Origin of the sequence: Yinghuangia sp. YIM S10712, assembly GCF_051388935.1 — a bacterium.
Taxonomy (GTDB): Bacteria; Actinomycetota; Actinomycetes; order Streptomycetales; family Streptomycetaceae; genus Yinghuangia.
The window spans coordinates 594,401-615,594 of the sequence record NZ_JBPKBI010000002.1 but is presented as its reverse complement, the minus strand read 5'-3'; the positions used below and the strand labels follow the sequence as shown (position 1 = coordinate 615,594).

Genomic DNA, 21,194 nt, shown 5'->3' with positions numbered 1-21,194 from the left:
CGCTCGTTCCTTCGGTCGAGGAAGACCGAGTGCGCGGCACTCCCTAGTCGTCGAGGCCCCGCTCGATCGCGTAGCGGACCAGTTCGACGCGGTTGTGCAGTTGCAGCTTGTTGAGGGTGTTCTGCACGTGGTTCTGCACCGTCCGGTGCGACAGCACCAGGCGCTCGGCGATCTGCTTGTACGACAGCCCCTTCGCGACCAGGCGCAGGACCTCCGTCTCGCGGTCCGTCAGCCGGGGCGCGGACGGGTCGCGCGAACCCGTGGGGGCCGGGGCGGTGGCGATGCGGCGGAATTCGCCGAGGACGAGGCCGGCGAGGCCGGGGGTGAACACGGCGTCGCCTTTCGCCGTGCGGGCGACCGCGTCGAGCAGTTCGGCGGCGCTGGCCGATTTGACGAGGTACCCGGTGGCGCCCGCCTTGACGGCTTCCAGGACGTCTTCCTGCTCGCCGCTCGCGGACAGGACGAGGATGCGGACCGCCGGGTCGTTCTTGACCAGTTCCCGGGCCACCTCGTCGCCGCTGAGTTTGGGCAGGTTGAGGTCGAGGACGACGACGTTCGGCGACGTCGCCCGTGCGCGGCGGATCGCCTCGGGGCCGTCGCCGGCGGTGGCGACCACGTCGTACCCGGCCTCGGCGAGGTCCCGGGCGACCGAGTCGCGCCACATGGGGTGGTCGTCGACGACGAGCACCCGGATCGGCGGACTCGTCGCAGCGGACTCGGACATCACTGGCCACCTCGTCTGATTCTTCGTCAGGGCGCGCCCCCGGCACGGCTTTCCGAACCTACCGGAGCCACCTGCCGTCCCGCCCGGGGCGTGAGACGCGGTGCCGACCGGACGCGGCGGCATTGTGCCCCGGGTGCGGCGTTCGGCTCAGCGGCGGACGCCGACCGCGTCCACGGCCGAGCGTGGGAGCCGGAGTTCCACCTCGGTGCCCTGCCCGGGGACCGAGATCAACTCGGCGGTCCCGCCGACGTCGCGCAGACGGCCCTCGATCGACTGCGAGACTCCCAAGCGCCCTGCGGCACGCGCCTCTTCGAGGCGTCCGGGGGCGATTCCGGGGCCGTCGTCGCGGATGCTGACGATGATCTCGTCGGGCTCGTCCTCCAGCAGGATCCACGCCCGTGCGTCCTCGCCCGCGTGGCGCCGGACGTTGTCCAGCGCGGCCGAGGCGGCGGCGACGAGTTCGCGTGCGACGGCGGTCGGCAGGAGCACCGGTGTTCCCGGCGAGGCGACGCTGACCTGCGCGCCGGCCAGGCGCCCGAGGAGCGTACGGACGTCCTGGCGCGCCGGGTCGCCGCCCTCCCCCGATCCGGGCAGGTCCGCGGTCTCCAGGTCGACGGGGGCGTCGGAGACCAGTTGGCGCAGGGCGACTTCCTGCTCCCCGGCAAGGCGTCCGAGATCGGCGGCCTCGCCGCCGATCTCGGCACCCCGCCGCTGTACGAGGGCGAGGACCTGCAGCACGCTGTCGTGGATGTCCCGCGCGAGTCTTTCGCGCTCGCGCGTGGCCGCCTCCAACTGGAGCGCGCGGGAGAGGGCGCGCTCACTCGCGCGGGCGAGCTCGACGACATACCCGATCACCGTCCCGGCGAGCATCATCAGGACGATGTTGTGCAGGTTGCTCTGCGCTATGTCGCCGCGTTCGACGATGTTGGCCGCACCGGTGACCAGGGCCGCGATCGCGCCGGTCAGCCAGCCGCCCATGATCGCCCAGGCCAACACGGGCGCGGACGACCAGACCGTGGGAAGCGTCAGCGCCCCGTCGGCGACCCGCTCCGGATCGTCGAGCCACCGCGTGGCGATCACCGAACCGACCGCCATCGCCAGATCAACGGCGAAAATCGGCCATCTGCGCAACTCGGGCTTCTCGAAGGCGTACATCGTGAACGCCGTCCACACCGTCAGCAACCCCATGACCGCCCAGCCGCCCAGGGGATACCGGTATTCGTCCGACACCCCCATGAACTGCGCGATGGCGTAGCCGAGAGCGAGCAGCCGGAACACGGCCAGGGCACGCCACAAAGGCTGTTCGACCGACATCGGTTCCTCCCCGGTCAGGTACGCACGGCCACGCCTGCACGCGGCTCCCCCGCGAGCGATTCCCGCCCCGCGCGACGATGGTAGGGCGCGGCGGCGCCGACAGGCAGTGGCCTCGGCGCCCGGACGGCCGACGGTCCGCGGCGGCGCGCGAGGAGGCGGTCTCCGCCGCGCTCGGGTGGTGTCCGAAACCGGTTCGGGTCGGACGCGTCAGGTGCGCGCGGGGCCCGGCGAGTCGTTGCCCGGGTCGGTCTTGTCGTCGTCGGCCGGGGGCTTGTCGGCCAGTGGCCCGGTGTCGCCGGCGTCGTCGGCCTGCCGGTCGTTCGACGCGGCCTCGGCGGCGCGCTTCTCCTTTGCGGCCTTCTCCGCGGCGGCGGCCTGCTTGCGGGCTTCGGCGATGGCCTTCTTGGCGTCTGCGGCGTAGACGTCGACGTACTCCTGGCCGGACAGCTCCATCAGCGCGTACATGATCTCGTCGGTGACCGAGCGCAGGATGAAGCGGTCGTCCTCCATGCCCTCGTAGCGTGAGAAGTCGAGGGGTTCGCCGATCTTGATGCCGACGCGCATGATCTTCGGGACGATCTTTCCGGGCGGCTGGATCTTCTCGGTGTCGATCATGACGACGGGCAGAACGGGTGCGCCCGACTCCAGCGCCATGCGTGCGATGCCGGTCTTGCCGCGGTAGAGGCGCCCGTCCGGCGAGCGCGTGCCCTCCGGGTAGATGCCGAGCAGTTGGTCCTGGCGGAGCACCTTGAGGCCGGCCTGGAGGGCGGCTTCGCTCGCGGTGCCGCCGGTGCGGTCCACGGGCAGTTGGCCGACGCCGCGGAAAAACGCCGCGGTGAGCCGCCCTTTGACTCCGCGGCCGGTGAAGTAGTCCATCTTGGCCAGGAACGTGACCCGCCGGCTGAGCATCGCGGGCAGGAAGAAGGAGTCCGAGAAGGACAAGTGGTTGCTCGCCAGGATCGCCGGGCCGTGCTGGGGGATGTTCTCACGGCCCTCGACCTCGGGGCGGAAGAACAACCGCAACAAGGGGGCGACGATGGCTTTCATCAGCCGGTAGAACAACAACCCTGACCTCCTCGGGAACCGACTCGAACCTTAAGGCATGGCCTCGTATGGGTCGCCTGGCCGGGCGTACGCCGCTGTACGGGGTCCGCGAACCCGTGGGAGCATGCCCCTGGGCAGGCCGGGCGGGCGCGCTGGTTGGGGCGAGGCGTTCGCCGACGGTCCGCCGACCCAGCGAGCGCCGTCGCGCACGTCGGGCAACCGGCACAATCGACTCGACGAGTCCGCGCAGCCACCCGCAGCCACACCGTTCACCCACAGCCACCACCAAGCCACACATGTCGCACGCAGCCTTGCGAGCCCTGTGGACTCACCACGAGAAGTGAGAGGAGCCGCCGGTGTCGATCCTGCCTGGTGCCGAGCCGTACCACCGCGACGGAGGCCCGATCGGTTTTCTTCTGACCCACGGCTTCACCGGCACCCCGCAGTCGCTGCGGCCCTGGGCCGAGCACTTGGCCGCCGCGGGGTTGTCGGTGTCCCTTCCGCTGCTGCCGGGCCACGGTACGCGCTGGCAGGACATGCAGCTCACGACTTGGCAGGACTGGTACGCGGGTGTCGAGCGCGCCTTCGACAACCTCCGCACGCGGTGTGAGCAGGTCTTCGTCGGCGGCCTTTCGATGGGCGGAACCCTCGCGCTGCGCCTCGCCGAGCAGCGCGGCGACGAAGTCGCGGGGCTGGTGCTCGTGAACCCGTCGGTACACGGCGACGACCCGCGTCTGAAGGCCCTCCCCGTCCTGAAGCACCTGGTGCCGTCGATGCCGGGCATCGGCTCGGACATCCGCAAGGAGGGCGCGGCCGAGCTGGCGTATGCGCGCATGCCGCTGAAGCCGCTGCACTCGCTCACCAAGCTGTGGCAGCTCGTCCAGGCCGACCTTCCGCAGGTGACGCAGCCGGTGCTGCTGTTCCGCTCGTTCCGGGACCACGTGGTTGCGCCTGCCAACTCCGAGACGGTGTTGGCACGGATATCGTCGACGGACGTGACCGCCGAACTGCTGTCCGACAGCTACCACGTGGCCACACTGGACAACGACGCGGACCGTGTCTTCACCGGAAGCCTGGAATTCGTCCGCCGTCTGACCACGTTGGGTCGTCAGGAAGACGGCAAGGACGACGCGAAGGACTGAGAGTGCCAGGACGTGGCAACGGGCTCGACGCGGAGTCGTACAAGCCCCTGACCGACCTCGACCCCGAGTACGCGGACGACATGCTCGACACGCTGCGTGCCGCGGGCGTGGCGGCTTATCTGACGCCGCTCGACCACGAGCCCGACCTGCTCCGGCTCTGGGTGGACGCCGCGGCGACGTCGCGCGCCCGCGGCCTGTTGCGCACCCGCCGCGAGGCCTGGGCGGCGGCCGAGGAGAAGGCGGACGCCGAGGGGTCCGGCACGGCGGAAGGCGACGACGCGGCCGGGCGCGAGGGGGCGGAGGCGAGGGCCTCGACCGTCGCGGACGGTGACGCCTCGGGCGCGCCGCCCGGGACGGCCGCGGGCACGGCCGCGCCCGACGAGGACGAGTTGTGGGCGCAGATCGTCGCGGGCTTCGACACCGAGGTCGCCGACCCTGTGCCGCGCTGGCCGGTCGCGGAGGACGTCGATCCGGGCGGTGGCCCGACCGCGGCGGGCGGGCGCAAGAGCGGCAACGTGACCCGGCCCGGCGACGGCTCGTTCCGCGTCGGCATCACGACGCCGGGGCCGCGCGACTGGTCCCCCGCCGACGACCACCCGCGCGACGAGGAGCCCGACGAGCTCGACGAGGACCCGGACGAGCACTTCGTCCCGCCGCCTCCCCCGCCGCTGCCGAAGACCGACGCGGCCACCAAGATCGCGTGGGCCGCGATGCTCGGCGGTCCGCTCTTCCTGCTCGGCGCGGTCCTGCTCGGCCGACCGATCGGCGAATGGACGACCTTCGCCGCCATCGCCGCGTGCGGCGGCGGGTTCATCGCCCTGGTGTCGCGCCTGCGCCGCGACCACGACGAGGACGACCCGGACGACGGCGCGGTGGTCTGACCGCCGCCTCGCGTGGCGCTGCGGGAACCGGCCGATGGCCCGTGGCTCTCCGCCTCGACCGCTGACGGCCCGGGCCGGGGGCCGGGACCGGGGGCCGGGCCGGTGGCCGGGGCCGGACCGACGCGGCCGCCGAGATCGCGTAGGCCGCGATTCCCGGCAGGCCGTTTCGATCGGCTCACGTCCCCGGCGCCGGGGGCCGACTGCGGTCCGGTGAGTGATCGCGCTGGGCACCACGGCGCTGCCCACGCATGTGATGCCGCGCCCGCTCCGCCCGGTCGTCGCGCGGGTGGGTGGCCCCGGTCCGCCGTGCGGACGATCCGGGTGGGGATGCCGGGACCAGCCCGCCCGGCAGCGTTCCACCGCGCCCGCTCCGCGCGGTCGTCGCGCGGGTGGGCGAGGCCGGCGTCCTTCGGTCTCACCGCATGGCGGATGTGGCATCGCCTCCGTCGCGCCTCCGTCGCCCGTCGGCGGCCTGCGTCACACCCGGGCGAGATCCGCCGCGCCGACGAGCCCTGCCTCCGGACCGAGGGTCGCGACGACCACGGCCGCGGCCGGGCGGTGGCCCCGGGTGAGGATGCGGTGGTAGGCGGCCAGCGCAGGGCCCAGCAGCAACTCCCCCGCGTCCGACACCCCGCCGCCGAGGACGAACGCGCCCGGGTCCAGCATCGCGGCGAGGTCGGCCATGCCCTGGCCGAGCCATTCGCCGACCTCACGGAACGCGGCCGTCGCCACGGGGTCGCCGAGGCGGGCCGCCTGGGTGATGTGCGGGCCGCGGACCCCTTCGGGGGTGCCGTCGCCGAGCGCGAGAAGCTTTTCGGCGGCCTGGGGTTCCCCGGCGGCACGCTCGCGGGCGAAGCGCGTCAGTGCGCTGCCGCTCGCGTACTGCTCCCAGCAGCCGTAGTTGCCGCATCCGCACTTGAGGCCGTCGGGCACAACCCGCATGTGGCCGGGCTCGCCGGCAATACCGTGGCGGCCGCGCACCAGATGGCCGGCCTGGACTATGGCCCCGCCGATTCCGGTGCCGACGGTCAGGCAGACGACGTCGTCGTGGCCGGCGCCCGCGCCGAACCGGTACTCCGCCCACGCCGCCGCGTTGGCGTCGTTCTCGACCACCACCGGCAGACCGACCGCTTCCTGGATGCGGTCGCGCAGCGGCTCGTTCACCCAGGCCGGGACGTTGGCCGAGAACAAGACGGTCGCGCGGTCCGCGGCGATGAACCCGGCCGCGCCCAATCCGACGGCGTCGACGTCGCGGTCCCGGGACAGCAGGCGTACGGCGTCGCAGATCGCGTCCGCGACCGCGTCCGGATCGGTCGGTGTCGGAACTCTGACCTGTTCCAGGACCGTCCCCGAGGCGTCCACGACGCCCGAGAGGATCTTGGTGCCGCCGATGTCGACGCCGATCGTCAGTCCCATGTCGTGTGTCGTCCTCGGTGTTTCGGATTCGGGTGGTGTGTCGGTACGTGTGCGCCCGGCCGGTCAGACGGAGTCGTCATCGCGGCGGTCGGCGGACTCGCCGGGTGCTTCGCCGGTTCCCTCGGACCCGGCAGGTCCCTCCGGCTCGTGCGGCTCGTGCGGCTGGTCGGCCTCGTCCGGCTCGTCGTCGTGATCGAGGGCCACGCGCTCCGCCGGAGCCGACCGGGAAGCCCAGCGGCGCTCCCGGGCGGAGACGAACGCGCGGTAGGCGGAAAGCAGTTCGGTTCCCGCGGCGCCGAGATGCGCGGCGACATCGGGGTGCCGCCGCATCAGCGGTTCGACCACCTTGTCGCGGACCTCGTGGCGTACGTCGTCGAACTGCTCGGCGAGGACTTCGGCGAGCCTGCGGGCCTCCTCGGCAAGACGGTCCGCCGGGGAGGCGGGTGCGGAATCGGCCGGCGCGTCGGCCGGGTTCTCGCCGTCGCCGTCGTCGTGGGGTTTCTCCTCGTCCGCAGGCGACCCCGGCCCCGGCCCGCCGCCGCCGTCCGCGTAGGGGCCGGAGACGGGATCCACCGCGCCCGCCCAGGGGTCGTCGGATCCGTCCGTCGTCTTCCTCGAAGGGTTCATCCGCCGCATTGTCGCGCGTGGCGCACCGTCGAGGCGACCTGTGCAGGCGACTTGCGCGGCGTGTCTCCGGCAAAAGCGGTCGCGTCGGAGCGCTAGGACCGCATCCACACGGCCGGGTCCGGGACGAAGCGGACGCGCAGCGCGCCGGCGCGCAGGCCCGCGCCCTCGATCACGCAGCGGCGCAGCGCGGACGGAAGGGGGAGCAGGCGGCGGTGCGCCCCCACCGTCACGATCAGGTCGTCGCCGCGCCGCAGCAGGTCCAGCTCGCCGCGGTCGGCACCGGGCAGCGGCACGACCAGGACGAGGCGGTCCCCGTCGGACTCGATGTCGAACGCGGCGGCGTGGGTGTCCGGCGCGACCGGCTCGCCGACACCGGGCGCGGTGACCGGCGGCAGTCCGGCGCCGAAGGCGACCAGTGCCTCGGTGCCGATGGGTTCCTCCGCGGCGGGTTCCAGGACGACGACGTCAGCTTCCGGGAAGAGTCTCCGCAGGTCCTCGGCGCGCTTCTCGGGCAGGTGTGCCGAGCCGCCGATGGACAGCGCGCTGTTGACGACGACGTCGTCGACACGGCGGCCGTGGAGGGCGAGTGCGCTCGCTGCGCGGCGGTCGGCGGTTGCGGCGACCGCACCGGCTTTGGTGACCAGCCGCACGGTCGTGGTGGGTGCGTCCAACATCGCGCGGATCGCGTCGAGTTCGGCGATGCCCACGCGTGCCGTCTCGAACAGCTGTTCGTCGGGCATCGGCACGCCGGCGAAGGCGGCGAGGACCGGGCTGAGCGCGCGGGCGGCCTGCCGTTCGACGGGGAGGAGTCGGTCGAGGTAGCGGGCGAGCGATTCGGGGAGCGCGAGTGTCAGGACCGCCCGGTCGACGGTGGGCAGGTCGACGACCACGAGGTCCCAGCGCGCGGGGGCGGCGGTCGGTCCGAGGTGGCGGGCGAGCACGCGCAGCGTCAGCGCGTCGGCCGCGCCCGGGACCGGGGTGATCTCCTCGGGGTCCAGCGGGTCGATCCCGGCCATCGCCAGGAAACCGCCGAATTGCTCCTGCATGCGGAGGACTTCGCGCTCCAGCTCGTCGCGCACCACGACGCGCGCCGCGTGCAACCGCGGTGCGATCTCGACCGGTTCGGAGCCCAGTGCGGCGCCGAGAACGGTTTCGGCGTCGGCGGTGCCGTCGGCCCCGAGCAGCAGGGTCCGCGTGCCCGCCCTGGCCGAGGCCGCGGCGGTCGCTGCGGCCACGGTCGTGCGGCCGGCGCCTCCTGTTCCGGTGACCAGCAGAACGCGTGTCACGGCGCGCTTCCCCCCGACGATCATCCGATGCCCCCGAAGTGCCCGGCGTTCAGCCGGTCTTCGCGGTGCCGGGACGCTGCTCGACGCGCTTCTTCAGACCGGAGAGCGCGCGGTCGATGATGACCTTCTCGGCCTTGCGCTTGATCATCCCGAGCATGGGGATCTTGACGTCGACGCGGAGTTCGTACGTGACCTCGGTGCCGTCGGCGACACCGCGCAGGGTGTAGGACCCGTCGAGGGACTTGAGCATCTGGCTGGACACCAGCGTCCAGCGGACCTCGCGGTCGCCGTCCCAGGTGTAGGCCAGGGTGTGTTCGTCCTTGATCGCACCCGCGTCCAGGACGAAGCGGACGCGGGTGCCGCGGCCGATCTGCTGGTCCTTCTCCAGGACTTCGGCCTCTTTGACCTCGCCGGTCCAGTCCGGGTACTCGGCGAAACCCGCGATGACGGCCATGACCTCGGTCGGCGTGGCGTCGATCGTGATGCTCGATCTGGTCCGTTCCGCCATCGTCAGCAGCCCTCCGGAAGCCTTGTCCTGCCGCCGCCCCGGGCCGGGACGCTGCGGTTCCGTGCGAAGGCTATCGCGCCGGGCCCCCGGTGTGGCGCCGACCGCCCGGCTACCAGGTCAGCACGTACGGCCGGCCGGTGGCCTGGAAGTGGCCGACGTTGACGCACTCGGTGCGGCCGATGCGCATGCGCCGGGCGAGCGGCTGGTGGACGTGGCCGAACAGCGCGTATCGCGGTTGGGTGGCCCGGATCGCCTCCAGCACCGCCTCGCTGCCGCGCTCGAAGCGCCGCGCCACGACGTCGTACGTCAGTTCGGGAACGGCCGGCGGGATGTGGCAGCACAGCACGTCCACCGCGCCGAGCCCGGCGACCTTGGCCGCGTACTCCTCGTCGGAGATCTCGTACGGCGTGTGCATCGGCGTCTTGAGCCCGCCGCCGACGAATCCGAAGGTCAGCCCGCCTATCACCGCCGTGGCGCCGTCCAGCACCGTGATGCCGTCGCGCGTGTACTCCGGCCACAGCGCGGGGATGTCGACGTTGCCGTACGTCAGGTAGGTGCGGTCGGGGAATGCCGCGAACAGGTCGGTGTACTGCTTGCGCACGGCCGTCTCGATGGCCTGCTGCGGGTCCGTCTCCAACGACGCCCACAGCGCGCGCGAGAAGGCTCGGGCTTCGTCGAAGCGTTTCGCGGTGCGCAGTGCGACCAGTTCCACGGCGTTGTCGCGGCCGAAGAGTTCCGGGAAGATCCCCTGTGTCAGGTCGTGGTAGTCGATGAAGAGGATGAGGTCGCCCAGACAGACGAGGGCGTCGGCGCCGTCACCCGCCCGGGCGAGTGCCGCCGCCTCGCCGTGTACATCACTCACCACATGGACCCGCATGTGGTGAGGGTATTCGCTTACCCTCGGACACAGGGCATGACGAAACGAAACGGCAGCCGGGGTGACGCAGGGCACAGGATCTCCGAAGCCCCTGTCTCTCCGACCTTACTTGCCAGTAACGTCTGGCCGACCACTGGCACCCGCCAACAAGGAGCAGACCGTGCGCGAGTTCAGCGTCCCGGCCGTGGCCGAGGTTCCCGCCGAAGGCAACCTGACCGACATCATCAGGAGGAACGCGGTCGACTTCCCGGACACTCCCGTCCTGTCCCGCAAGGTCGGCGACCGGTGGACCGACGTCACATCGGCCCTGTTCAAGGAGCAGGTCTACACCGCCGCCAAGGGCCTGATCGCCTCGGGCATCGGCCCCGGCGACCGGGTCGCCCTGATGGCGCGCACGCGGTACGAGTGGTGCCTGCTCGACTTCGCCATCTGGCACGCCGGTGCCGTGGGCGTGCCGATCTATGAGACGTCGTCCGCCGAGCAGGTGGAGTGGATCCTCACCGACTCGGGCGCCAAGGCGTGCGTTGTCGAGTCGGCCGAACACGAGGCGATGGTGGCGGGGCTGCGCGGCAACGTGCCCGAGCTGGCCCACGTGTGGCGCATGGACGAGGGCGACGGGCCGACGGTCGAGGCCGCGCTCGCCGAGGCCGGCGCCGACGTCGAGGACGCGGAGGTCGACAAGCGCTGCGCGGGCCTGACCGGGGACAGCACGGCGACGCTGATCTACACGTCGGGCACGACCGGCCAGCCCAAGGGCTGCGTGCTGACGCACCGCAACTTCCACGGTGCCGCGACCAACCTGATCGAACAGTTGGACGAGCTGTTCAGCGTCCCGAACCCCTCGTGCCTGTTGTTCCTGCCCCTGGCCCATGTGCTCGGGCGCGAACTGCACGTGATCTGCATGGCGGCCCGCGTACGCACCGGGCACTGCCCGGACATCAAGGAGCTTTCCGGCGAGCTCGCGGAGTTCAAGCCGACCTTCGTGCTGGCCGTGCCGCGCGTTTTCGAGAAGGTCTACAACACCGCGACCGCGAAGGCGGAGGCCGAGGGCAAGGGCAAGATCTTCCACGCGGCGGCGGCCACCGCGATCTCCTACAGCGAGGCCCTGGACAAGGGCGGCCCCGGCCTCGGACTCCGCCTCAAGCACGCGTTGTTCGACAAGCTCGTGTACGGCAAGCTCCGTGCCGCGCTCGGCGGCCAGTGCAGGTTCTCGGTGTCCGGCGGCGCGCCGCTGGGGACCCGGCTGGGGCACTTCTACCGCGGCGTCGGCCTGACCGTCCTGGAGGGCTACGGCCTGACGGAGTCCACCGCGGCGACCACGCTCAACCCGCCGAGCGCGGTACGCATCGGCACGGTGGGCCGCCCGATCCCCGACTCCGCGGTACGAATCGCCGACGACGGCGAGATCCTGCTCAAGGGCATCAACATCTTCCCCGGCTACTGGCACAACGACGCCGCGACCGAAGAGGCGTTCGAGGACGGTTGGTTCCGCACCGGGGACCTCGGCAAGCTCGACGACGCCGGATACCTCACGGTGACCGGGCGCAAGAAGGAGATCCTGGTGACCGCCGGCGGCAAGAACGTCGCCCCGGCGGTGATCGAGGACCGCATCCGCGCGCACTCGCTGATCAGCGAGTGCATGGTGGTGGGCGACGCGCGGCCGTTCGTGGCGGCGCTGGTGACGATCGACCCGGAGACCTTCCCGCACTGGAAGGAGACGCACGGCAAACCGGCAGATGCCACCGTCGCGGACCTCGTGGACGACCCCGACCTGATCGCCGCCGTGCAGGAGGCGGTCGACGAGGGCAACAAGGCGGTCTCGCGCGCGGAAGGCGTCAAGAAGTTCCGCATCCTGGCGATCAACTTCACCGAGGAAAGCGGCCACCTGACGCCGTCGATGAAGCTCAAGCGCAACCTGGTCATGAAGGACTTCGCGGCGGACGTGGAGAACATCTACGCGGCGTGAGCCCTTCGGGGAGGGGCAAGGCCGCGTACGGTCGGGCGCATGCTCCCGGCTCCGGCGTGCGCGGCCTGCCTGTGGCGGCGAAAGCGTCCGACGACGTGACAAGCCGGCGTTGCCGCAGGCGGCGAAACGCCGGTTGCGTGTGCTCGTCGCCAGACCGCTCCGGCGCCCTACCGGTAGCCGAGCAGCGCCCGCAGGCGGTCGGCGAGCAGGTCCCAGCGCCAGGCCTCGGCGACCCAGCGGCGACCCCGCTCGCCCATCGCCGCGGCCTTGGCCGGATCGCCCAGCAGTTCGCCGACCCGCGCGGCGACTTGGGCGGGGGCGGTGCCGTCGACGACGTACCCGGTCTCGCCGTCGATGACGGCGTCCGGGGCGCCGCCCGAGTCGCCCGCGACGACCGGACGGCCGACGGCCGACGCCTCCAGGTAGACGATGCCGAGTCCTTCCACGTCGAGCCCGCCGCGCCGCGTACGGCACGGCATCGCGAACACGTCGCCGGCCTCGTGGTGGGCGGGGAGTTCGGCCCACGGCACCGGGCCGGTGAACACGACCGAGCGCCGTACGCCGACCTCGTCGACCAGCTTCTCCAGGTCGGCCCGATAGGGGCCGCCGCCGACGATGAGCAAAACCGCGTCCGGCTGTTCGCGCAGGATGAGCGGCAGTGCCCTGACCAGGGTGTCCTGTCCCTTGCGCGGGACCAGGCGGGAAACGCACACCATGACCGGGCGACCGGTGAGGCCGAGTCGCTCGCGTACCTCGGCTCCGCCGACGCCCGGCCGGAACACCTTCTCGTCGACGCCGGGCGGCAACTGCACCATGCGCGCGGCCGCGTCAGGCCGCAGCACCGGCGCGATGCGGGACCGCGTGTACTCGCCCAGGTAGGTGACCGTGTCGACGCTGTCACCGATCCGACGCAACAGCCTCCGGGAGACGGGCAGTTGCGCCCACCCGGCCTCGTGTCCGTGTGTGGTCGCGACCAGGCGCGAGACGCCCGCTTCGCGGAGCTGATCGCCCATCAGGCCCAGTGGCGCCGCGGCGCCGAACCAGACGGCGTCGCAGCCCTCGCCTCGGGCGATGTCCCGCGCGCGGCGGGTGATCCACGGGTACGGAACCATCATCTTGGTCGCGTCGCGGATCACCGGGAACGGTTGCGCGCGGTCGAACGCGCGGACTTCGCGGTTGTCCTTCCACGACGATGTGTAGACGACCACGCTGTCCTGCGGCAGCCGCGACGCCATCGCGTGCACGAACGACTGGATGCCGCCCGGGCGCGGCGGAAAGTCGTTGGTGACGATGAGGGTTCGCACGGTCGGCGCGCGATCCTCGGCAGCGCGCGTCGCGGCGTCGTGCTCCTCGGCGTTCGGCGGAGTGTTCGAGAGAGTGTGCCTGGGGTCGTTCATCGGCTCCCGATGATCCCAGACGGTACGGTGACGCGCACGACGCCCGCCCGCCCGCGACGAGGAGACCATGAGCCGCGAGACACGCTGGATCATCGCCGCCGCTTGGGTGGCGTCGCGCACCTGGCTGCTGTTGACGACTCTCGGAGTCCTGTACAACCCGTATCCGATAGTGACGAGCGACGTCCCGGGCATCTACCAGCCGTGGTACGAGGTGTTGCGCTCGGGCACCTTCCCCGCCGACAGCACCATGTGGCAGTACCCGCCGGGTGCGGCGGGTGTGCTGCTGCTGCCGGGGCTGATCACGCCGCTGTCGTACACCCACGCCTTCTTCGTGTTGATGCTGGTCGCGGACGCGGTCGCGCTCGTGTTCCTGCTGCGCGGCCGATCACCGCTCGGCGCGGGGCTGTGGGTGCTCGCGGTGCCGCTGCTGGGCCCGATGATCCTGTCGCGGTACGACATGTTCGTCACCGCGCTGGCGGTCGCGGCACTGATGCTGCTCGCGTCGCGCCCGCGGACCGGCGGCTTCGTTGCCGGCATCGCCACGGCGGTCAAGGTGTGGCCGCTCCTCCTGCTCATCGGCATGCCACGGCGTCGAACGGCCGAACCGGTGCTGTACGCGGTGCTGGGCGCCGGCACGGTCGTGCTGGGCTTCGCCGCCGTGATGCCGCACGCGTTCGACTTCCTGGACGCACAGGGCAGCCGCGGCATCGAAATCGAATCGGTGTTCGCCATGCCCTTCCACATCGCCCGCCACCACGGGTGGTCGGGTGAGGCGCGGTTCAACTACGGTTCGATCGAGTTCCTCGGCCCGCACGTCTCGATCGTCTCTCGCCTCAGCCTCACCGCGAGCGCGCTGAGCATGGCGTGGCTGTTGCTCTGGCGGGTCAAGGCACGGCACTGGACGGAGTCGACGCCGTACGACGCCGCGCTGACCGCCGTGCTGTTGTTCGTCGTGACCAGTCGGGTGCTCAGCCCGCAGTACATGGTGTGGCTGATCGGCCTCGCCGCGGTGTGCCTGACCCGCCGCGACACCACGCAGCGCCCGATCGCGGTGCTGATCCTGCTCGCGACACCGCTCACCACGTGGGAGTTCCCGATCTGGTTCGGCCCGCTGATGGCCGGCGATCCGGACGCGATCATGGTGCTGTTGCTGCGCAACGCGCTCCTGGTGGCAGCCGCCTTCTGGTCGGCGGCGCGCCTGTGGCAGGCGACCCGGCAGGAGCCGGTCAAGGCCGCAGATCAGCGGGCTCCGGCACCCCGTTCAGTTTCGCCCAGTCCCGTGCCAGCGCGATCCGCTGGGCCGCTGCCGGATGCGACGCGAACAGCGCGTGAAGCACAGGGTTCGGGGTGAGGTTCGCACGGTTGGTGAGCGCGAGGCGGCGCTGCATCGCGGCGAAGCCCTCGGGGTCGCGGGTGAGGTCGAGGGCGTGGACGTCGGCCCTCGCCTCCAGCCGACGGCTGACCAGCATCTGCGCCGGGCCCGAGACGGTCGTCACCACCGCGGCCACGGCGAGCAGCAGCGCGAGGGCGCGGGGGTCGCCGGCACCATCGGCCGAGGCGCGGCGCAGCAGGGGCCGCCAGGACATCAGCAGCCCGACCACGCAGATGCCCGTGGCCATGCCGGCGGCGCCGATGAGGGTGCCGTGCAGCACGTCGTTGCGCTTGGCGTGGCCGAGCTCGTGCGCGGTGATCAGCTCGATCTCGCGCTGTGACGCCGATTTCACCGTCGTGTCATAGACGACGATACGGCGGGTCGAGCCGAACCCTGAGACGTACGCGTTGAGGGCGGTGGTGCGCCGGGAGGCGTCCGCGACGAGCACGTCGTCGACGGGGACGCCGTCCTTCTCGGCGAGTTCGAGCAGGGATGTGCGCAGCGGCCCTTCCGGCATCGAGTGGAACTTGTTGAACGCGGGTTCCACCACGAGCGGGTAGAGGAACGACAGCACGACGACGAGCAGCGCGCCGATGCCCGCCGCGATGGGCCAGCCGGCGCGCGGCCAGTGGCGTACCAGCGCGAACAGGGCGACCAGCACGGCGAGTACCAGCCCGGACGACATCGCGAAGCCCTTGGCGGCGTCGAGCCACCAGCCGCCCCACGTCTGCACCGACAGCCCGTGCCGGCGGCGGACGACCTCAAGGCGCGCGTCGAACGGCAGGGCGACCGCCCGGCCGATCAGCAGGAGGACCAGGCCGCCGAGCAGGACCTGCCAGACCCAGCCGCCGCCGAGCGGCCGCGCGACGGCGGTGACCAGACGCGCGCCCACCGGAGTGAGGCCGAGCAGGAGCGACACGGCGAGCGACAGCGCCATCGACAGGTAGACCGGCGGTCGGGACTGCTCGGCGAGCGCACGTCCGCGCGCGATCTCGGCGGTGCTGAAGTCGCGTGCCGCGTCGGGTGCGACCGAACCACCCGGGATGTCGGGCAGCGGCCGCCACGGGGTGGTGACCACGAGCGCCACCAGCAGCACGGCCGCGGTGACGCCGAGGCATATGACGAGCACTTTCTGACCGGCCATCGGTCGGTTTCCCCTCCCCGGGATACAGCGTATGCCGCGCCCCCGGCCTATTGGACCTGCGCGGTGATGTACGCGACCCACGCGCGCGTGAAGTCGTCCGGCGTGGTGCCCAGGACACCGTTGAACGCCTCGGCGAGGCGGGCCTGTTGGTCCGGCGGACCGCTGCCGTTCGCGGGCGGGCCCCCCACCGCCCGGTAGAACTCCACGAGCTTGGCCTCACCCCAGCGCTCGGCGATGAGCCGGCACGCGAGCCAGCCCATCTCGTACGCCTGCGGCAGGGCCTCGTGCGTCGTGGTGAACTGCTCGTCGGCGGGCAGCGATTGCGGCACTTTGCCGTCGAGGATGTCGCGGCGCAGTTCCGGGGCCGCGCTGCGGACGCTCTGCCCCGAGTCGAGATACCCGACGTAGTCCGCGAAGCCCTCGGACAGCCATGTGGGCGTCCAGTTGCGGGTGAACGCGCGGCTTGCGACGTGGGTGATCTCGTGGGTCATCACAACCCGCCTTTCCACGGCACCGAGTTCGCGGAAGGCGTCGGGGTTGACGATCACCCGGTCGGCGGCGGCGCCCTCGGCGGACGCGCCGCGTTCGCCGGTGGTGACGGCGGCGATCCGCGCGTACTGCTGCGGCTCCGCGCCCAGCAGCCGGGCCATCTGCGCCTGGTCGGCCGGGACCACGACGACCGTCTTGCCCGGCCACTCGCCGCCCCAGACCTCCCCGACGTCGACGACGGCGGTCTCGATGTCCTTTTGGTACGAGGGCAGTTCCGCCGCCTGGCCGCCGATGCCCAGGACGATGCCGATATCGGTGCGGAGCACGTGGACGGGGCCGAGGTCCCAGGCCTGGACACTGCCGTGCAGGCCGCCTGGGGCGCCGTCGCCGTCGGCCGCGAGATACCACGCGCCGTCGCGGGCCACGAAGGTCAAGTACTGCGCGCTGCGGACCGGCGCGGCGTCGAAATCGGCGATGCGGTAGACCAGATCCACGTGTGCGGTGGCCGTCGCGGTGCCGCCCAGCTCCGTGCGGCGGGCATCGGTGAGCGCGAACGCGCCGGCCTCGACGATGTCGTACTCCCACGAGGCGAACGGCACGTGGGCGGCGTTGTCGAACGCCGCCCCCTGCGCATCGCGGAACGCAGGCGCGCGCGGGTCGATCGTCGCGAGGAAAGCCGCCCGGTCGCGGTCCCGGAAGGCGGCGGCCCGCCGGTCGAGCAGGCTGGTGATCTCCGCCTGGTCCTTCGTCTGCTGTGCCGCGTCCGCGGGTCGGCCGTCCGTTCCCGCGCGCGGGTCGGCAGTCGGCGGCGCGGTCGGCACGGACGGTCCGGCGCGGCGCTGGTCGGACGAGCCCAGGCCGAGGACTCCCAGGGTGAGCCCGAGTGCCACCGTGGCGGTGAAGACCACGAGAACCACGAGCCACCGCGGGATCCGTCGCTCGCTCAGGCTCCGGTCGTCCACCCAGCGATCGTACGAGACAGCACGTCAGGGCACCTGCCGAGCGTGCCGCCCGGGGGAAGCCCCGGGCTGCGGCGCGGGACGTCAGGAGACGCGCACGACCTTGACGACGGGCATCGAGTTGAGCGGCGCGTACCGCACGGTGCTGCCGGTGCGCGGTGCGTGGATGATCTGGCCGTTGCCGGCGTAGATCCCCACGTGCGACATGCCGCTGTAGTAGATGACCAGGTCGCCGGGCTGGATCTGGCTGACCGGGACGCTGCGCCCCGCACCGGCCTGGCCCTGCGAGGTACGCGGCAGCGCGACGCCGGCCTGCTTCCACGCGTAGCCGGTGAGCCCCGAGCAGTCGAACGAGCTGGGCCCGGTCGCGCCGTAGACGTAGGGCTTGCCGAGCTGAGCGGCGGCGGCGGCCACGGCGGCTCCCGCACGCCCGCTGACCGGGACCGTGGTCGACGGCGTCGTGGTCGTGGAGGTCGCAGTCGTCGGCTTGCTCGTCGGAGTCTTCGTCGGCGACGAGGAGGGGGACGCGGTGGGCGACGGCGTGGTGCGCTCTTCGTCGCGCGACGCCTTCTCTTCCTCCTCGCCGTGGCCTTCCTCCGCCAGCAGCGCTTCGCGCTCGGCCGCCGTGAGGGTGTTCAGAAGGGCTTGCGCCTTCTGGAGCTTCGCCTCGATCTCCGCCTTCTTGGCGGTGAGGTTCTTTCGGGTCTCCTCCAGATCGCCGAGCGTCTGCGATGCCTCGGCGCGCTCCTGGTCGAGGATCCGCTTCTTGGTCTGGAGCTGCTTGAGCGCCTCGGCCTGCTGAGCGTTCATCTGGTCGAGGGCCGACACCTTGGCCAGGTAGTCGTCCGGCTCCTCGGACAGCATGAGCTGAAGGGACGGGGCGAGGCCCGCGCTGCGGTACTGCGCGCTGACGAACTGGCCCATGGTGCTCTGGAGAGCGATGAGGTCCGACTGCTCCTTGACGATCCGCTCTTGGACCTGCTCCACCTGGGCCTGGAGCTTCTCGGTCTTCTCCTGGAAGCCGTTGAACTCCTCGGTGGCGATCTCCGCCTCGTGGTTCAGCGTCTTGATCTGCGCCTTGACCTGGTCTTTGGTCTGGGCGGGGTCGGCCTGGCTCGTGCCCGAGGACAGGGCGACTGCGGTGGCCGCGGCGGCGGTGAGCACGCCGACGCGTGCCTTGCTCGGCTTCTTGGGCCGTCGGTGGGACGCCACGAAGGCGAACTCCTTCTTCCCTCACGGCCGCCTACCGGGTGAGCTGACGGGTTCGGGCCGGAAGATGCCCTACGGCACGGGAAACCCGTGCCGATTCACCCCGGGGGGAGTTGGTTCCCCGGTTCCGGATCGGTCCTCACGTCGACTTCCCCGGACTCGGCGGTGGGGCCCGCCACCGTCCCGGATGGACGGTCGACTTCGCAGGCACCCAGCCGGAGACATTAGTGACCCGGCCTTGATCCGTTCAAATCAATCCGAAAAGTTTTACGAGGGAAACACAAAAATCGCCGATCGAGATGAAGGGCTTCACTTCACAGTGCAGCCATTTGTTCATACTTTCTCGGCGGTTTCCTACGCGGTTCCCCCGGGCCGGCATTGTCGGCCGGTGGATCGACCGCAGGCGGTTCGGGAGGGCCTTCGCGCAGGTCAGGGTCATAGCGCAAAGGCGCGCAAAGATCAACTTCAGCAAGCATCGTGATGCGCTCGACCGTCGCGGGCGCAAGCTCGAAGCATCCGCCGGCTCCCATTTTGCGCGCTCCGGGCAAATCACCCTTATCGGTGACGGATCGGCGACTTGTGGGATACCCCACTTCGACCGGCGCGTGCCGACAGGCCCGAGCGATTTCACCCCGTTCACTTGATTGAGATGAAAAGTCCGATTTTCCATCGAGAATCGATGGAACGACACATTCAGCACACGCCGGACCCAGGGCACGGCACGTACGGCAGCAGACCCGCATGGTCGCCCATCCCTTCCGTTGCGTTCCGGTGGGGCACCGCCAACGGAAAACACGGTAGGTACGGGCACTGACACAACGTCACATGTGGGCCACTCACGACCAGATGGGGACGTGCCGACACACGGTCGCCCGTGCACACCCGACGCGCGGTCACCCTCGGGCGAGCCGCCGCAGCAACATGGTCGACGGCACCGGACGCGCGCCCGCTCGGCGCACGCCGTCCGCCACCTCGCGGTCGGAGGAGACGACGATGACCGGGCGCCCCAGAGGCTCCGCGCGCACCAGGCGGCGGATCAACTCGTCCGCGGTCTCCCCCGCCTTGCTGAAACGGACCCGCACCCCGCGCGGCGGGGCAAGCAACACCGGTGCGTCCAATTGCGCGCCGTCGAAAACGCACGTGATCTCACACCCGGTCTGCGCCGCGATCACCGCGAGCCCGCCGAGCAACCGCACACGTTGCTCCGAGAGCGCGAGTGACGGATAACCCGTCTTGGTGACGTTGTAGCCGTCGATGACCAGGTGCGCCTGCGGCAGACTCAGCAACTGGTCGAGCACCGCGGGGTCGTCGCCCTCAAGCGCGCGTTTGGCGATGTCCTTCGGGCTCGCCCCCTCGGGCGCCACCGCGTCGACGGTGTCGGCGGGCCGCATGCCGACCGGCGGCAGCGCGAGTTCCCTGCGCAGGCCCTGTGCGGCCTCCAACACGGTGTCGAGCAGCAGGCGTACGCGGGTGTCCTCCATGCTGCGGCCCTCACGCGCGGCCCGGCGGCTCGCCTCCAACGCCGACTCGGCCTCCGAGACGCGACTGCGCAACCGCCGTGCCTCCTTGTCCGCCGCCGCGATCGCCGCCTGGGCCTCGGACCGCACGGCCGCCAACTCCGCTTGCGCGCGCTTGGCCTCCTTCTCGGCGTGCTTCGCGCCGCCCTGGAGGCCGCGCACCTGGCGCCGCAACTGCTCGGCCTCCTTGCGCGCCTGGTCGAGGTCGGCGCGCAGCCTCTCCTGCTCCGCCCGAGCCGAGGCGCGCAACGCGCCCAATTCGGCCTCCAGGCGGTCGACCACCGCGGCGGCCTCCGCCCCCGCCCGGTCCTGGGCCGCCTTCTCGGCGGCCTGTCCCGCGATGTCCAGCAGTTCCGTCCAACCGCGCGGCCGCAGCAGATAGGCCGCGGCGGCCACATCCAGCGGATCCGCGGCGGCGGGCGGGCGCCCGGCCTCCAACGCGGCGGCCAGATCAGGCAGCCCGCGGCGCAACCGCTCCGCTATGCGCTGCCGGAACACCGGATCGTTCTCCAGTGCGCCGGCCAGCGGTGTCGCCGCGAGCTTGGCCCGGCGTGACGGTGTGAACCGTGCGAACTGCCGCAACGGGACCGGGATCTCATCGGGCGTCATGGCCCCGAGGCCGTCGGCCGCCAGCGCGATGACGCGCTGGCGCACACCGTCCGGCAAGGGACCGCGCGGCGCTTCCGGCTCGTCGTGGTCGTTGCCTGAGGGAGCGGAGGCTTCGGTGTCATCCGACCGCTCGCCGGACGACTCGTTGCCACCGGGGTCCGGGGCGTCGTCGGTCGAGGCGTCGCCGGCGGACCCGGCCCCGGCACCGTTCCGCTCGGCACCGGACACGTCGCCGCCCGACGCCTCGGCACCATCGGATACTTCGGCGGCGTGCGACGGCCCCGATGTGCGCTGTTCCGCGGTGCGGCCCAAGGACTCACCGTCGCGCGCCACTCCCGCATCGCCCGACCGTGTGCCCGAAGCGCCCGCAGCGGCATCGGCGGACTCACCGGGGGAACGCCACACGGCCTCGTGCCTGCCGGGCGCGGGCGTCCAGGCGATTCCGGACCCGGGGGCGGACGTGACGGAGTCGTGGGCGCGGTGCCCTGTCTCCGCTCGTGTGTCCGACTCTCCCACTGGTCCTCCGGTTGGTCTGCGCCCGGTCTCCCCTCGCCGGGCCGGTTCGGTTGCTCCTGATCATGGCCTGCCCGCCCGAATGGGTGGACACGCCTCCCCGAGCCGATGCGGAACCGATGCACAAACGGCGCAACGGTCACGCCCCGGAAGGGGGTCCGGCCCGCAAGAGTGCCGTGTCGGGTACGGCTCCCGCCACC

General features: G+C 71.7%; 16 protein-coding genes, 1 pseudogene and 1 riboswitch. Of the genes and pseudogenes, 4 read left to right on the top strand and 13 right to left on the bottom strand.

Annotated elements, in window-relative coordinates; all coding sequences use genetic code 11:
* Window positions 1–43 precede the first annotated feature (43 nt).
* The 3 genes from ACRX5W_RS08080 to ACRX5W_RS08070 all read right to left on the bottom strand — a co-directional run bounded on the left by ACRX5W_RS08080 (window position 44) and on the right by ACRX5W_RS08070 (window position 3,100).
* Complete coding sequence (locus tag ACRX5W_RS08080) at window positions 44–724, bottom strand: response regulator (RefSeq protein ID WP_436787256.1); 681 nt, start codon at window positions 722–724, stop codon at window positions 44–46.
* Window positions 725–871: 147 nt separating this feature from the next.
* Window positions 872–2,038 carry a MacS family sensor histidine kinase gene (macS, locus tag ACRX5W_RS08075; protein WP_436787255.1) on the bottom strand — a complete coding sequence of 389 codons (1,167 nt, stop codon included), beginning with the start codon at window positions 2,036–2,038 and terminating at the stop codon, window positions 872–874.
* A gap of 207 nt (window positions 2,039–2,245) precedes the next feature.
* The gene (locus ACRX5W_RS08070) at window positions 2,246–3,100 is read right to left on the bottom strand and encodes a lysophospholipid acyltransferase family protein (protein WP_436787519.1); all 855 of its coding nucleotides are present in this window, start codon (window positions 3,098–3,100) and stop codon (window positions 2,246–2,248) included.
* 338 nt (window positions 3,101–3,438) lie between these two features.
* Between ACRX5W_RS08070 and ACRX5W_RS08065 the strand changes: the two genes are divergently transcribed.
* The gene (locus ACRX5W_RS08065) at window positions 3,439–4,224 is read left to right on the top strand and encodes an alpha/beta hydrolase (RefSeq protein WP_436787254.1); all 786 of its coding nucleotides are present in this window, start codon (window positions 3,439–3,441) and stop codon (window positions 4,222–4,224) included.
* 2 nt (window positions 4,225–4,226) lie between these two features.
* Entirely contained in the window at window positions 4,227–5,105 is an 879-nt protein-coding gene (locus ACRX5W_RS08060) for a hypothetical protein (RefSeq protein WP_436787253.1), read from the top strand.
* A gap of 477 nt (window positions 5,106–5,582) precedes the next feature.
* Here ACRX5W_RS08060 and ACRX5W_RS08055 read toward each other — a convergent pair whose 3' ends face one another.
* From ACRX5W_RS08055 to ACRX5W_RS08035, 5 genes are all read right to left on the bottom strand, one after another.
* Window positions 5,583–6,521, bottom strand: coding sequence for an ROK family glucokinase (locus tag ACRX5W_RS08055; RefSeq protein WP_436787252.1), 939 nt, complete (start codon window positions 6,519–6,521; stop codon window positions 5,583–5,585).
* A 63-nt stretch (window positions 6,522–6,584) separates the two neighbouring features.
* Entirely contained in the window at window positions 6,585–7,148 is a 564-nt protein-coding gene (locus ACRX5W_RS08050; RefSeq protein ID WP_436787251.1) for a DUF5304 family protein, read from the bottom strand.
* Between the two features lie 92 nt (window positions 7,149–7,240).
* Window positions 7,241–8,434: an ArsA family ATPase gene (locus ACRX5W_RS08045; RefSeq protein ID WP_436787250.1), complete on the bottom strand. Its 1,194-nt coding sequence runs from the start codon at window positions 8,432–8,434 to the stop codon at window positions 7,241–7,243.
* 49 nt (window positions 8,435–8,483) lie between these two features.
* On the bottom strand, window positions 8,484–8,942 hold the full coding sequence (locus ACRX5W_RS08040; protein WP_436787249.1) for an SRPBCC family protein: 459 nt from the start codon (window positions 8,940–8,942) through the stop codon (window positions 8,484–8,486).
* 109 nt (window positions 8,943–9,051) lie between these two features.
* Window positions 9,052–9,819 (bottom strand): metallophosphoesterase family protein, encoded by a 768-nt coding sequence (locus ACRX5W_RS08035; protein ID WP_436787248.1) that lies wholly within the window; start codon window positions 9,817–9,819, stop codon window positions 9,052–9,054.
* 160 nt (window positions 9,820–9,979) lie between these two features.
* Between ACRX5W_RS08035 and ACRX5W_RS08030 the strand changes: the two genes are divergently transcribed.
* The gene (locus ACRX5W_RS08030; protein ID WP_436787247.1) at window positions 9,980–11,785 is read left to right on the top strand and encodes an AMP-dependent synthetase/ligase; all 1,806 of its coding nucleotides are present in this window, start codon (window positions 9,980–9,982) and stop codon (window positions 11,783–11,785) included.
* A gap of 167 nt (window positions 11,786–11,952) precedes the next feature.
* On the opposite strand, the gene ACRX5W_RS08025 is transcribed toward ACRX5W_RS08030, so the two are convergent.
* Complete coding sequence (locus ACRX5W_RS08025; protein ID WP_436787246.1) at window positions 11,953–13,182, bottom strand: glycosyltransferase family 4 protein; 1,230 nt, start codon at window positions 13,180–13,182, stop codon at window positions 11,953–11,955.
* Window positions 13,183–13,249: 67 nt separating this feature from the next.
* Here ACRX5W_RS08025 and ACRX5W_RS08020 point away from each other — a divergent pair, with 67 nt between their 5' ends.
* On the top strand, window positions 13,250–14,533 hold the full coding sequence (locus tag ACRX5W_RS08020; protein ID WP_436787245.1) for a glycosyltransferase 87 family protein: 1,284 nt from the start codon (window positions 13,250–13,252) through the stop codon (window positions 14,531–14,533).
* Here ACRX5W_RS08020 and ACRX5W_RS08015 read toward each other — a convergent pair.
* The 4 genes and pseudogenes from ACRX5W_RS08015 to ACRX5W_RS08000 form a co-directional block, all read right to left on the bottom strand.
* Window positions 14,514–15,491 (bottom strand): annotated as a pseudogene (locus ACRX5W_RS08015) (M48 family metallopeptidase); the annotation flags it as partial. The gene ACRX5W_RS08020 and the pseudogene ACRX5W_RS08015 overlap by 20 nt on opposite strands.
* Window positions 15,492–15,745: 254 nt before the next feature.
* Entirely contained in the window at window positions 15,746–17,149 is a 1,404-nt protein-coding gene (locus ACRX5W_RS08010; RefSeq protein WP_436787244.1) for a hypothetical protein, read from the bottom strand.
* 81 nt (window positions 17,150–17,230) lie between these two features.
* The gene (locus ACRX5W_RS08005; RefSeq protein ID WP_436787243.1) at window positions 17,231–18,358 is read right to left on the bottom strand and encodes an NlpC/P60 family protein; all 1,128 of its coding nucleotides are present in this window, start codon (window positions 18,356–18,358) and stop codon (window positions 17,231–17,233) included.
* Between the two features lie 13 nt (window positions 18,359–18,371).
* Window positions 18,372–18,530, bottom strand: a riboswitch (cyclic di-AMP (ydaO/yuaA leader).
* Between the two features lie 718 nt (window positions 18,531–19,248).
* On the bottom strand, window positions 19,249–20,538 hold the full coding sequence (locus ACRX5W_RS08000; protein ID WP_436787518.1) for an NYN domain-containing protein: 1,290 nt from the start codon (window positions 20,536–20,538) through the stop codon (window positions 19,249–19,251).
* Between the last annotated feature and the right edge of the window lie 656 nt (window positions 20,539–21,194).

Coding starts and splice junctions, on each gene's coding strand:
- ACRX5W_RS08040 (WP_436787249.1), bottom strand. CDS start 8,942: ATGGCGGAACGGACCAGATCGAGCATCACGATCGACGCCACGCCGACC.
- ACRX5W_RS08055 (WP_436787252.1), bottom strand. CDS start 6,521: ATGGGACTGACGATCGGCGTCGACATCGGCGGCACCAAGATCCTCTCG.
- ACRX5W_RS08080 (WP_436787256.1), bottom strand. CDS start 724: ATGTCCGAGTCCGCTGCGACGAGTCCGCCGATCCGGGTGCTCGTCGTC.
- ACRX5W_RS08035 (WP_436787248.1), bottom strand. CDS start 9,819: ATGCGGGTCCATGTGGTGAGTGATGTACACGGCGAGGCGGCGGCACTC.
- macS (WP_436787255.1), bottom strand. CDS start 2,038: ATGTCGGTCGAACAGCCTTTGTGGCGTGCCCTGGCCGTGTTCCGGCTG.
- ACRX5W_RS08050 (WP_436787251.1), bottom strand. CDS start 7,148: ATGAACCCTTCGAGGAAGACGACGGACGGATCCGACGACCCCTGGGCG.
- ACRX5W_RS08020 (WP_436787245.1), top strand. CDS start 13,250: ATGAGCCGCGAGACACGCTGGATCATCGCCGCCGCTTGGGTGGCGTCG.
- ACRX5W_RS08025 (WP_436787246.1), bottom strand. CDS start 13,182: ATGAACGACCCCAGGCACACTCTCTCGAACACTCCGCCGAACGCCGAG.